At 52.6% G+C, this 12,227-nt stretch carries 10 protein-coding genes; 8 read left to right on the top strand and 2 right to left on the bottom strand.

What is annotated here, in order from left to right; all coding sequences use genetic code 11:
• The first annotated feature begins 18 nt into the window (after window positions 1–18).
• The 4 genes from J7I43_RS08640 to J7I43_RS08655 all read left to right on the top strand — a co-directional run bounded on the left by J7I43_RS08640 (window position 19) and on the right by J7I43_RS08655 (window position 7,549).
• Window positions 19–1,155: a FecR family protein gene (locus J7I43_RS08640; protein ID WP_209145272.1), complete on the top strand. Its 1,137-nt coding sequence runs from the start codon at window positions 19–21 to the stop codon at window positions 1,153–1,155.
• Between the two features lie 225 nt (window positions 1,156–1,380).
• Entirely contained in the window at window positions 1,381–4,866 is a 3,486-nt protein-coding gene (locus J7I43_RS08645) for a SusC/RagA family TonB-linked outer membrane protein (protein WP_209145273.1), read from the top strand.
• Window positions 4,867–4,878: 12 nt separating this feature from the next.
• On the top strand, window positions 4,879–6,408 hold the full coding sequence (locus J7I43_RS08650; protein WP_209145274.1) for a RagB/SusD family nutrient uptake outer membrane protein: 1,530 nt from the start codon (window positions 4,879–4,881) through the stop codon (window positions 6,406–6,408).
• 22 nt (window positions 6,409–6,430) lie between these two features.
• Window positions 6,431–7,549 (top strand): TlpA disulfide reductase family protein, encoded by a 1,119-nt coding sequence (locus tag J7I43_RS08655; RefSeq protein WP_209145275.1) that lies wholly within the window; start codon window positions 6,431–6,433, stop codon window positions 7,547–7,549.
• A gap of 94 nt (window positions 7,550–7,643) precedes the next feature.
• Here J7I43_RS08655 and J7I43_RS08660 read toward each other — a convergent pair whose 3' ends face one another.
• A complete protein-coding gene (locus J7I43_RS08660) occupies window positions 7,644–8,135 on the bottom strand; it encodes a hypothetical protein (protein ID WP_209145276.1) in 492 nt (163 codons plus the stop codon).
• 11 nt (window positions 8,136–8,146) lie between these two features.
• On the bottom strand, window positions 8,147–8,611 hold the full coding sequence (locus J7I43_RS08665; protein WP_209145277.1) for a MarR family winged helix-turn-helix transcriptional regulator: 465 nt from the start codon (window positions 8,609–8,611) through the stop codon (window positions 8,147–8,149).
• Between the two features lie 117 nt (window positions 8,612–8,728).
• Between J7I43_RS08665 and J7I43_RS08670 the strand changes: the two genes are divergently transcribed.
• From J7I43_RS08670 to J7I43_RS08685, 4 genes are all read left to right on the top strand, one after another.
• Window positions 8,729–9,874 (top strand): NAD(P)/FAD-dependent oxidoreductase, encoded by a 1,146-nt coding sequence (locus tag J7I43_RS08670; protein WP_209145278.1) that lies wholly within the window; start codon window positions 8,729–8,731, stop codon window positions 9,872–9,874.
• Between the two features lie 83 nt (window positions 9,875–9,957).
• Window positions 9,958–10,536: a TetR/AcrR family transcriptional regulator gene (locus J7I43_RS08675; RefSeq protein ID WP_209145279.1), complete on the top strand. Its 579-nt coding sequence runs from the start codon at window positions 9,958–9,960 to the stop codon at window positions 10,534–10,536.
• Window positions 10,537–10,587: 51 nt separating this feature from the next.
• Window positions 10,588–11,817 carry an MFS transporter gene (locus J7I43_RS08680; RefSeq protein ID WP_209145280.1) on the top strand — a complete coding sequence of 410 codons (1,230 nt, stop codon included), beginning with the start codon at window positions 10,588–10,590 and terminating at the stop codon, window positions 11,815–11,817.
• A 50-nt stretch (window positions 11,818–11,867) separates the two neighbouring features.
• Window positions 11,868–12,197, top strand: a complete 330-nt coding sequence (locus J7I43_RS08685; protein WP_209145281.1) for a hypothetical protein — start codon at window positions 11,868–11,870, stop codon at window positions 12,195–12,197.
• The last annotated feature ends 30 nt before the right edge of the window (window positions 12,198–12,227 follow it).

A 12,227-nucleotide genomic window follows, 5' to 3' on the forward strand; every position in this document is an offset into this window, starting at 1 on the left:
CACCCGTCATGGTTGTATATGGCGAAACATCTACGATCCCTTTTCAGGAAATACCTGGACGATTCCCTATCGGCTGAGGAAGCCGCCGCTTTGTTCGATGCCGTACAGAAGGGCGAACTGGACAGCGATGCGATACCTGAGGACCTGTATGCCCGGGACCCGCTATACAACAGCGATACGGAGATCGATAAACGCCTGGTATACGAATCCTTACGACAACGGCTGAACGGCCATCGCGTCCCTTCCCGCCTGCTATGGTGGTGGGCCGCCGCGGCTTCCGTGTTGCTGTTAGTGAGCGTCGGGGCCTACTTCCTGGCAAACCGCCAACAGCCCCAACCTCCCGTTGCTCAAAAGACCGATGTGCTACCCGGCGGCAACAAGGCGGTCCTCACCCTGGCCGACGGCTCCACCATCACTTTGGACAGCACGGGCAACCAGGTCATCCAACAAGGCGCCACCGCCGTAAAACAACAGGGCGGCCAGTTGTTATATGATGCCGGGGAAGATGAATTCACCATCAGCTACAACACCCTTACCACTCCCCGCGGCGGCCAGTTCCGTATCCAATTGCCGGACGGCACCCTCGTATGGTTAAACGCCGCCAGCGCGATTACATATCCCACTGCTTTTACCGGGAAAGAAAGGAAAGTGGAAGTAACCGGGGAAGCCTATTTCGAAGTGACGAAAGATCCGCAAAAACCTTTCCTGGTGGACGTTGCGGGCCAGTCTGAAATCGAAGTGCTGGGAACGCATTTTAACGTAAACGCATATCACGATGAAAGCAGCATCAAAACGGTGCTGCTGGAAGGCGCCATCTCCGTAAAAAAAGGAACAGAAAAAACTATGCTGCGTCCCGGCCAGCAGGCGCAGACAGGAAACGAAGCGGCGATCCGTGTCACCGAGGTTGCGGATGTAGAAACAGTGGTAGCCTGGAAAAACGGCCGGTTCTCTTTTAACGGCGCGGACCTGGAACAGGTGATGCGCCAGTTGAGCCGCTGGTACGATGTGGAGATCCGGTATACCGGCCCAGTGAAAAAAAGGCTGTTTGTGGGAAACATTTCCCGCAGCTACAAACTCCAGGAAGTACTCGCCATCCTCGAAGCCAGCGATGTGCATTTCAGGATCGAAGACAGAGAAATCGTAGTAACACAATAAAGAATAAAAACCAACCGATGAGACGCCCATAAAAAAACCGGATTTCGTTCGCGGCGAAACCCGGTGGTTGGGCGCTTTAAAGGCGGTCCCTGTAGAGACTTATTTAATCACCCAAAATCAAAAGTAATGATTTTCGCAGTTTCCTGCCGGAATAAGGCCGGCACTATGCCATTATCAACCAACATCAGCAGACATGATGCAACCTTGCCAAAAATTTACAGAATCATGAGGATGCTTGCTTTTATAATGCTGGCGGGCATCTTACAGGTAAGCGCCAAAGGCTACTCCCAGCAGATCAGCTTATCGGAAAAGAAAACGCCGCTGGAAAAGGTGTTCTCCAGGATCGAGCGGCAAAGCGGGTACCAGTTCTGGTACGATAAAAATATCCTGAAGGCCGATGCGCGAGTAAGCGTAAGCCTCCGGGAAGCCACGCTGCAAGAGGCGCTGGAAGAGGTCCTGAAAGACCAGGACCTCAGCTGGAAGATCATCCGCAACACCATCGTGCTTTCCCGCAGGATACCCTGGATGCCGGAGATGAAAACCAAAGAAGAAGCGGTTCCCGAGCCGCCCGTTACCGGCCGCGTGACCGACGAACGGGGCGCCCCGCTGCACCGCATTACCGTAACGGTGAAAGGCACCGGCAAAGGCACGTTCACCAATGAAAACGGGGAATTCGAATTAAAAGATGTGCCCGGGGACGCCGTGCTGATATTCAGCGGCGTGAACGTGGAAAAGATGGAGATACCGGTGAACGGGCAATCCGCACTCGGCGCCATCCGCCTGAAAAAAAGCATTACGACCATAGACGAAATAAATGTGACCGTACATACCGGTTACCAGAGCATTTCCCGGGAAAGGATGACCGGTTCCTATTCCACCGTGCAAACCAAACGGCTGGACAGCAAGCTGCAACCAAGCCTGCTCACCGCGCTGGAAGGACAGGCCGCGGGTGTGGTAGTCACCAAAGGAGGCAAGCTGGAGATCCGCGGCAGGTCCACTTTCCTGGCCAATGCGGAACCGCTGATCGTGGTGGATGGATTCCCCATCTCCGGCGGCCTCGAAACGGTCAATATCGATAACGTGGAATCCATCACCGTATTAAAAGACGCGGTAGCCGCTTCCATTTACGGCGCCCGCTCCTCTAACGGCGTAGTGGTGATCACTACCAAAAACGCTAAAAAGGGAAAAGTGCAGATCGGTTACAAAGGCAGTACCGGCGTTACTTTGCGGCCGGACCTTTCTTACCTGGACAAAGCCGGTGCTTCGGATTACGTGGAGGCGGAGATGGAAATTTTTAACCTCAACCCCACCCAGGCCAAAAACAGCTACGACATATCCGCCGCCCGTTCAAGGGTTTACCAGCTGATGGTGGCCAAAGACGCCGGCCAGGTATCGCAGGCACAGTTCGACGTGGAGATCGCGCAGCTGAAACAAAACAACGGGCAGGATCAGCTTGAACAATATCTTTTCAGGCCCAAATTCACCCAACAGCATAACATTTCTTTCTCCGGCGGCAACGACAAATCTTCGACGAACGCCGCCGTGCGATATATCGCCAACCAGAACAACATGATCCGCAACCGGGACGACCGGGTGATCTTCGATATAAAAAATGACTGGAAACCGGTGAACAACGTGACCGTGCGCCTGTTCTCCAACATCAATTTCAGCAGCAGCAGCGCGCCCGCAAGGTCCGCCGATGAGTTCGCCTCTTACGAATCCTCCACGATGTCAAGACCGTATTACAACGTCGTGGACCCCACTACAGGACAGCCGCAGGACGTAGCCGCCATCCGTACGGACATCCGGCAATATGCCGGTGTAAGAGGGCTGAAACCCATGAACTACAACCCGCTGAACGACCTCGCGCTGGAAACCGTCAAAGGCCAGAACTTCCAGGCAAGACTCGGCGCAAACATCACCGTGAACATTCTCGACGGGCTTACCGCGGATGTAGGCGGCTCCTGGACAAAAGGCAGCTCTATGAGCCGCACCATTTACGATGTGAATGCCTATCGCGTACGGGCATTGTACAATCTCACCACTTCCATCAAAGACAAAACCAAACACTACATCCCCGACGGTTCCATCGTGGACGAAGCGCGGAATATCAACGAAGCCTACACCTTCCGCGGACAGCTCAACTTCAACAGGACCTTCAATTCCAGGCACCGCATCACCGCGATCGCCGGTTCGGAGATCAATAAAGATGTGCTCGACAATAACACCTACCCCACCCGGTACGGCTACAACGAGCAGGCAGGCACCTTCTCACAGATGGACTACCTCGCCTTCAATAATCTCATCAACTACAGCGATTACCTGCTCCCCGGCGGCGGGCTTTTCATCGCCAATAACGGGAGCTTCACGCTGCGTGATAACCGCTTCGTATCCCTCTATGCCAATGGCTCCTACGAATACGACAACCGCTTCATCCTCAGTGGTAGCGCCCGTATAGATCAGACCAACTTCTTCGGCACCAACCCGAAATACCGATACAAACCAAACTGGTCCGTGGGCGGTACCTATAAACTCGGGAATGAAAAATTCTTCCAGGTATCGTGGATCGACAGGCTTAACCTCCGCGCATCCTACGGCCTGAACGGCAACATCTCCTTGAAACAAGGCCCGTACCTCCTGGTTACGCCCAATCCGTATTCCCCGACTACCGGCGGCATCGGTTACGGCCTGTCATCACCTCCCAACAACGACCTCCGCTGGGAACGCACGCAAATCGTGAACTTCGGCACGGACATCAGCCTTTTCAACGGAAGATTGAATGCCACCGTCGATTATTATAACAAACTCAGTAAAGACCTTTTCGCACCCGATGTCATCGATCCCACTTATGGCCGCCTCAGCATTACCAAAAATGCGGGCACCGCCAGGAATACAGGGATCGAACTGTCGCTTGAATCCGATGTGATCAGGACGAATAAATTTACCTGGAATGTTTATTTCAACGGAAGTTATAACCGCAGCAAAGTGCTGAACTATAATTATAACTACGTTTACACCAGCTCCCTCACACTCAATTCCGCCGCGTCGCTGAACGGAGCAACAGGCGGCGCTTCGCTCAGGAAAGACTATCCGCTGGATGCGCTCTTCAGCTATCGTTTCGCAACGCTGGACAATACCGGCACCCCTACTTTTTACACCGCGGATAATAAAACAAATGTATTAGGCGGCGCCATCACCGTAAACGATCTCGTGTATTCCGGCACCATCCGCCCGCCCTATGTGCTCAACCTGACCAACACCTTCAGCTACCAGCGTTTCGACCTTTCTTTTATGGTCATTTCGCAATTGGGCAGTGTGTTCAGGAGAGACACCTACAACGGCTACAACTTCAACAACAATAATGTCGCGAAAAGATGGCGCAAACCGGGAGATGAGGCGAATACGATCTATCCCGCGCTCACCTTGTTCAACAGCGCCGAATGGTATTTCCCTTATTCCGATATCATGATCCAGAACGGGAATTACATAAAGCTGCGGGACCTCACACTCGGCTACACCATCAACGACAAAGTTTGGCGCAATACCGGCTTCAATAACGTAAAAGTATATTTCCAGGGAAGGAACCTCGCCATGATCACCGCCAACGAGGACCGCATCGACCCGGAAACGGCCATCAACGACGACGGGGAAGTCAGCAGGGCCCTGCCGCTGCGGCCGGAATTTTACCTTGGCCTGTCCATCAACTTTTAAACCGAACGACACATGAAAGCACGATATCTCTCCATATACATCCTTGCCGGCATGATATTTACATCCTGCCACAAATACCTCGACGTTAAACCAAAAGGCACCCTGATCCCCACGACGGTATCGGATTTCGATCACATGCTGGACAATGCGGGTACGGTGGAATTTTATTTCCAGGACAATAACCGCGGCAGCCTGATCTCCTACCTCAGCGATAACATGGAAGTGACCGAAGGCCAGGCAAAAGCGGGGTTTGTGATCGCCAACAACCCGAATATAGGCCGCTATTACGCACATATTTTCCGGCAGCCATATACTGATCCCAACAGCAATGATTACTTCTGGGCAACGGGCTCTCAGGGCGTTTATTCCCAAATGATGTATTTCAACAACGTCATCAAAGGGATCAATAACGTCGCGAATAAAAGCGCCGCCGACCAGGACCTTGCCGCCAGCGCTATCGCGCAGGCACGGGCAGCCAGGGGCTGGGCTTATTTCAGCCTCAACCTGTTGTACGGTCCTGTTTATAAACCCGGCGGCAATAACGGCACGCCTACCATCCCTTACGTGACCAGTCCCGACCTGAGCGAGCCGATGCCCCAGCTCTCCACGTCTGAACAGGTAATGCAGCTCGTTGCCGGCGACCTGCACGCCGCATTGCCGGACCTTCCTCCCAGCGCCAGCTGGCCCTCCCGCACCAGCAAAGCCGCAGGGCAAACGATGATGGCTTATTATCACCTGTTCACCCAGAAATACGACAGCGTGGTATATTATGCAAATCTCGCCTGGACCAGCTCCGCCGGCGCCGATCCGTCCAAAGTGCTGTACGATTACAATCTCTTCGACTGGACCAATCCCGCCAACCTGGTATCCAGTCTTATCACATCGCCGCAGGACCTTTTCGTGAACACCGTGAATAACCGTGAAATGCTGCTCTACCGCGGCATTGACATGCTGGCCGGCCAGGCAACGCAGCTCTCCTATCCTTCCGCCGAACTGATCGCTTTATTTGATCAAACCAACGATCTCCGTTTTAAATATTATTTCATTAGCGCGCCGGGCTACAAAACCACGCTGGGCGGTGGGTACGATGACGGCACCCGCATCAGCAACTACCGCTACAACAAAATGCGCCCCACAGACGGTTTCACCTATCCCGAACTGCTGCTGATGCGCGCCGAAGGCTACGCCCGTACCAACCAGCTCACCCTGGCCATTGCGGACCTGAATACACTGCGTCAATACCGTTACAAAACCGGCACACCCCAGCTGGCCGCAGGCACGCAGGACCAGGTGATCCAGGCAGTGCTGGATGAAAGAAGGCGCGAATTGCCCGTAGGCGGCATCAAACGTTTCATGGACCTGAAGCGGTTCGTGCTGGAAACCGGCAAACCCTGGAGCAAACAGGCGATCACACACCACGTAGGCGGCGAAACCTTCACCGGCCGTATCGATTCAAAGGATTTTATTCTGAATATTCCCAACACGGTGCTAAAATATAATCCCGCCTGGAATATCCCTCTTGATACCAGGCCTTTTCAATAACTTGAACTAACAATACCGTCATATGTCAAAACAAATTTTGTCCCTGCTGTTGCCTCTCTTCGCGGCAACAGCAGGATTCGCCCAGGAAACGGTTACCATTGAAGGTAACGTGAACGGTGATACGAAAGGATATAACAAAGTGTATCTCTACGGCCAGAACATAAACCGCGATTCTGCGGTGATCGCCAACGGCAAATTTTCCTTGAGCTTTCCTTATGTGAAAGAAGCCGTGCCCCTGCTGTATACGGAATACGACGCAAAAGTGAAAGGCGGCGTCAGCCCCTTCCCCGCCGTCATCGGCCAGCCCGGCCACCTTTACCTCCGCGATGTGGACATCGCCAAAGGTTTGGCCTCCGGCACCTGGGAAGGCGATGCTTCCGCCGCGAGCCACCAGGCATTCGGCAAACAGCTCCGCCCCCTCTCCGACAGCATCAATAAAATATTAAAGCAGAAATTCCCCGGCGGTACCACCAAAGACGAAGCATACCGTCGCGATTACGATTCGTTGATGAAAGCGGGCACCGGTACCTTGCTGAAAAACTTCGTGAAAGCCCATCCCGATCTTTACGCCTCCGCCGTACTGCTCCGCTCCAACCGCAGCTGGATCAGCGTAAACGACGTAAAAAGCATTTACGCGATGTTGTCCGGCAAACAAAAAGCAACAACGCAAGGCAAGGATATCGGCGACTACCTCCAGGGCCTCAAAAATTCCACCATTGGCAGCAAAGTAAAAGACTTCGTATTGCCGACGCCGGAAGAAAAAAAGATCAGCTTCGCCAGCCTGAAAGGCAAATATGTGCTGATCGATTTTTGGGCCAGCTGGTGCGGTCCTTGCAAGGCCTCTTTCCCGCACATGAAGGAAGTGTATGCAAAATATAAAGGCGATCAATTCGAGATCTACAGCATTTCCATCGATAAAGACAAAGAAGCCTGGCTGAAGGAACTGAAAAAACAAGACCTTCCCTGGCTGCAGTCCCTCGATGATCAGAACATCTCCCAAAGCGGTTTTGCGATCAATGCAGTGCCTACTACTTATCTCATCGGTCCGGATGGGAAAATTATTATGAAGTCGATCGGCTTTGATTCGAGCGGGAATGGGGAATTGGAGAAGAAGTTGGATGAGTTGTTTGCGAAGAAATAGGTAGATTGAACTTCTATTGGGGGCGACTAAAAAGTATTCATTTACTTTATTGGTCGCCCTTTAAAAATCTACCTGGACGAAGCGAAGTAAGGGATCAATGGCCATTCAGCGCCAAAAGCTTTCCCAGTAAAGGCAACAGCCCTACCGAGATCGCGATGTAAATGGCGACGCGCACATAATTCAGCATTTGCCACAACTGCGTTTTCGAAACCAGTCCCTCCGCAAATTGTTTTGTTTCATACATCTCCTGGAAACGGATGATATTGGGGGCGAAAAATGCCAGCGTCCATACGCGAACGCCCATGTGCAGCACGAACAACAGCAGCATCCAGTTCCTCACGGGCGCCACTTTCCAGCAGAAAATAAGGGCCAGTATAAAAGCTACTTCGTGAACCGAGTGCATCACGATCCAAAAAACTTTTAAGCTCACGCCGTTCCTATCCGCCAGCAAACCGAAATTCTCCGGCGGGGCCGTTGTCCATTTGGGCACCAGCACCGCGGTTTCGAACACCTGTGCCCCGTTCATCAGGAAATACAGCAGGACCGTAATGCCCAGCCATATTTCCGCGCGTGTCAAATATTGCATATGTTAGGTTTTTATTGATCTTCGTTCAGTTCGCCCGTCACCTCCGCCATCACCTTCGCCGCTTCCGTAAAGTAGCGATGGATCGCGGCCAGCTCTTTGGCTGAAAAAGTTTCCATCAGCTCCGCCGTTTTTGCAGAGAGGCTTGTAAATAAAGGGCTCAGCAGCTTCAGCGCGTTTTTCGTTTCCGGCACGATGATCACCTTGCGGCGATCGTTTTCCACGTATTGCCGCTTCACCAGTTTTTTCTGCTCGAGCCGGTCGATCAGCCCGGTTACCGCGCCGGTAGTGAGACCGGTGAGCCGGGCCAGGTCGCCCGCCGTCAGTTCGCCATGCTGCATGATCAGCCCCAGGTGTTTATGGTCCGTCCCCGAAAGCCCGGCCTTTCTCGCAATCGCCTCATGCATCAGGACGGAAGCGTCGGAATATCGCCTGCTGGCGGCCCTGAACTGTTCCGCCTGTTCCGTTGAATGAGCCATGATGTTTATCTTAGTATAAAAGTATCTTAGTTACAAAGATATATTCTTTTCCCGATATTGCCAACTATCGCATCCTCCTGGAAAATGTATATATTTAACGCCTCAATCAACCGCCGGATGGATTCCACCCCCTTACCTGTACATTTCGACGTGATCATCATCGGCGCAGGCCCCGCGGGCAGCGCTAGTGCCTTGGCTTTGAGAAATTCCGGCCTCCGCATCGCCATTATCGATAAACATGTTTTTCCCCGCGACAAGGTTTGCGGAGACGCGATCCCCGGACGCGCCATCAAATTCCTCAACGAGATCGATCCGTCGTTTGCCGCCAGCCTGGCTGCTTTCGGCGAAAAACTGGTTACCCGGCGAACGCTTTGTTATTACAACAACAAAGTGCTCGATTTTTCCTGGAGCCTTGAAGCCTATACCGCCGCCCGCCAGCATTTCGACGACTTCCTTTTTTCCCGCGTCAAACAGCTGGATGCGATACAAACGTTCGAAAACACCGCCGTGCAGGATATTTCCCGCAACGGCAGCGGTTATGCCATCACCACCAAAAACGGGCGCCGTTTCACCTGCACGCTGCTGATCGGCGCCGACGGGGTGAACGGCATCACCGCCAAAAAACTGACGGACCGGCAGATCGACCGCAAACATCATGTGGCGGGCGTGAGGGCATATTATTCCGGCGTTTCGGATATGGACGCGTCTTGCACCGAAGTGTATTTCGACCGGAAATACCTGCCGGGCTATTTCTGGGTGTTCCCGCTGAAAGACGGAACGGTGAACGCAGGCATGGGCATTTTGTCCGACGAAGTGGTAAAAAACAGGATCAACGTCAAACAGGCGTTTTACGATTTTATCGAGCGCTCCGACGTGCTGAAACATAAATTCCGGAACGCCACGCCGCTGGAAACACTGCAGGGATGCGGTCTCCCGATGGGCTCGCGTTGGGTGCCCATGAGCGGCGACCATTTTTTGCTGGCGGGAGACGCTGCTTCGCTGATAGACCCCGTGAGCGGAGACGGCATCGGCAACGCCGTGCTGAGCGGCAAACTGGCGGCTGAGCAGGCCCTCCGTTGTTTCGCCTCCGGCGATTTCAGCGTGGCCTTCGTAAAAACCTATGAACAGCAACTGTTCCGCGCCGCGGGAGCCGATATGCGGAAAAAAACAAAGATCCTCAAAACCATGGCCCGTATGCCCTTTCTCTTCAATGCCGCTTTTGTGATCGGGAAAAACAAGGTGGTACGGCATTTCATGAAATAAAGCCCCATCCCCGGTTCCAGTTAAACTTTTTTTGGCAAATAAGACCGAACGGTCTAATTTTGCTTTTGAAAATTCATTTGAACATGACAAAAGCGGAACGTACCAGGCAGTTCATTATCGAACAATCGGCCGTGCTCATGAACAAAAAGACCATGGCCGGCACTTCCATGAGCGACATCATGGAGGCCACCAAACTGGCAAAAGGCGGCATTTACGGGAATTTCGAAAGCAAGGAGGAGATCTGCCTCGAAGCATTCAACTATCTCGCCGGTAAACTCGCCGACCGGCTGGACGCGCCTGTGACGGCTGGAAAAACGGCAAAAGAAAAATTTTTCAACCTGCTGGATACCTATAGAGTCCCGCGTAACGAAGGCGGCTGCCCCCTGCTCAACTTCGGCATGGAAGCAGACGATACCAACCCTGAAATAAAAGAACGCGTGAGAAAAGCGATACTCTCCGCGCAAAAACGTATTTCGCGTATCGTTACAAACGGCATCGCCAAAGGAGAATTGTCCCCTTCTTTCGACGCTAAACGTTTCGGCATCAAAGCTTTCGCGATGATCGAAGGGGCCGTGCTGTGCAGGAAGGTGACGGGAAACATGGACGCAACCAACATCGTACTGGAAGATCTGAAAAAAGAATTTGAAACATACCTGCTGTAAAAAAAATTTGCTTATTAATAGACCGATCGGTCTATTTAAACACACACTGTAATGAGAATTTTAAAAGAAAACCACCAGGGCTTCAGCACGACACTGGCTTTCGCGCTGATACCGCTATCGGGGTTCGCCACGGATATCTACCTGCCTTCTCTACCGGCCATGGCCCGTGACCTGCAGATCTCCGCCGCGGAAGCGCAGCTGTCGCTGGTATTGTTTATGTTCAGCCTGGGCGTCAGCCAGGCGTTCATCGGCAGCATACTGGACAGCTTCGGCCGTTACAGGATCGGCGTTGCCGCGCTCGCCGTGTTTTCGCTCACCAGCTTCGTGATCGCGCTGGTACCGGATATACATGTTATTTACATCATGCGCGTGATCCAGGGGTTGATGATTTCGCTGGTGGTGGTGGGGAAACGCGCGTATTTCGTGGACCTGTTTTCGGGTGAAAAACTGAAACACTATATCAGCCTGTTTTCCATTATCTGGGCCTGCGCACCCATTATGGCGCCGTTTCTTGGCGGATACCTGCAAAGCCTGTTCGGCTGGCGCTCGAATTTCTATTTTCTCGGTTTTTTCTCGCTGATGTTTATGGTACTGGAACTGATCTACAGCGGCGAATCACTGAAACATCCCCATCCTTTCAAAACAAAAGCCATCACGCAGGTGTACGGCAACATGCTCAGAACGGCGGATTTCACACTGGGCGTGATCATTATCGGCATCTGTTTCGGGCAGGTGGTGATCTACAGCTTGTCAAGCCCATTCATTATCCAGCGCGTGTTCGGCCATTCGCCGGTGGTATCCGGGTACAGTTCTTTGCTGGCGGGCATTTCTGTGATGACGGGCGGCATTATCGCAAAATCGCTGATCAAATTGCCGCTGGCGCGGAAAGTGACCGCGGCGCTTACCATACAGCTCAGTCTTTCCCTGCTGATGACGCTTACATCGACTTTCAGCAGCAACATTTATACGCTGGTGGGTTTTACCATGGGCATCCACATTGCCGGCGGTTTTATTTTTAATATTATCTACGGTTATTGCCTGAGCCGTTTTTCGAAGAACGCGGCCACGGCCAGCGGTCTTACCGGCGGCGTGATGTACGTGGTCAGCTCCATGTTCAGCTATGGCCTCGCAAACCTGCTCGCGGTAAAAAGCCAGGCGTTGCTGGGCGCCGCCAATATAACCATGGTATTGGCCGTTATTGTTCTTTTTATCGCGTTTAACCGGTATTCGCTGGCAAGGCAGCCGCAGCCCGTGTTACGCCCCGAGCCTGCCGTTTCGTAAACAACATTGGCAGTGGCACCATTTTTGGATTTTCCATTTCAAAAAAAGTCATGAACAAGTTCAGCATTTCACTCATCGCAGCTGCCACGGGCATGACCATACTGCTGGGCAGTGTGGATGTCAAGGCGCAAAACAAAATCGACACCACCGCGAAAAAAGTAGGCAAAAAGATAGACACGACGGCGAAGAAGGTTGGCAACAAAGCCGCGTCTACTGCGGTGAAAGGCGTTGCTACCGTCAAAGATAAAGTGTATAAGGGAAAAGAAGCGCCAGACGGGTCGCCGGTGTACATCGACAAAAACGACCGGAAATACTACGTGGATGAAAAAGGGAAAAAGATCTTCCTGAAACCGTCCCAGATCAGGGATAAAAAAGATTGATGCAACCGGGTTCGGCCGGGCTTTCTTATC

Origin of the sequence: Chitinophaga chungangae (assembly GCF_017742215.1) — a bacterium.
GTDB lineage: Bacteria > Bacteroidota > Bacteroidia > Chitinophagales > Chitinophagaceae > Chitinophaga > Chitinophaga chungangae.

Bases quoted from the DNA above. Each gene is read 5' to 3' on its own strand.
- J7I43_RS08640 (WP_209145272.1), top strand. From the start codon at position 19: ATGGCGAAACATCTACGATCCCTTTTCAGGAAATACCTGGACGATTCC.
- J7I43_RS08645 (WP_209145273.1), top strand. From the start codon at position 1,381: ATGAGGATGCTTGCTTTTATAATGCTGGCGGGCATCTTACAGGTAAGC.
- J7I43_RS08650 (WP_209145274.1), top strand. From the start codon at position 4,879: ATGAAAGCACGATATCTCTCCATATACATCCTTGCCGGCATGATATTT.
- J7I43_RS08655 (WP_209145275.1), top strand. From the start codon at position 6,431: ATGTCAAAACAAATTTTGTCCCTGCTGTTGCCTCTCTTCGCGGCAACA.
- J7I43_RS08660 (WP_209145276.1), bottom strand. From the start codon at position 8,135: ATGCAATATTTGACACGCGCGGAAATATGGCTGGGCATTACGGTCCTG.
- J7I43_RS08665 (WP_209145277.1), bottom strand. From the start codon at position 8,611: ATGGCTCATTCAACGGAACAGGCGGAACAGTTCAGGGCCGCCAGCAGG.
- J7I43_RS08670 (WP_209145278.1), top strand. From the start codon at position 8,729: ATGGATTCCACCCCCTTACCTGTACATTTCGACGTGATCATCATCGGC.
- J7I43_RS08675 (WP_209145279.1), top strand. From the start codon at position 9,958: ATGACAAAAGCGGAACGTACCAGGCAGTTCATTATCGAACAATCGGCC.
- J7I43_RS08680 (WP_209145280.1), top strand. From the start codon at position 10,588: ATGAGAATTTTAAAAGAAAACCACCAGGGCTTCAGCACGACACTGGCT.
- J7I43_RS08685 (WP_209145281.1), top strand. From the start codon at position 11,868: ATGAACAAGTTCAGCATTTCACTCATCGCAGCTGCCACGGGCATGACC.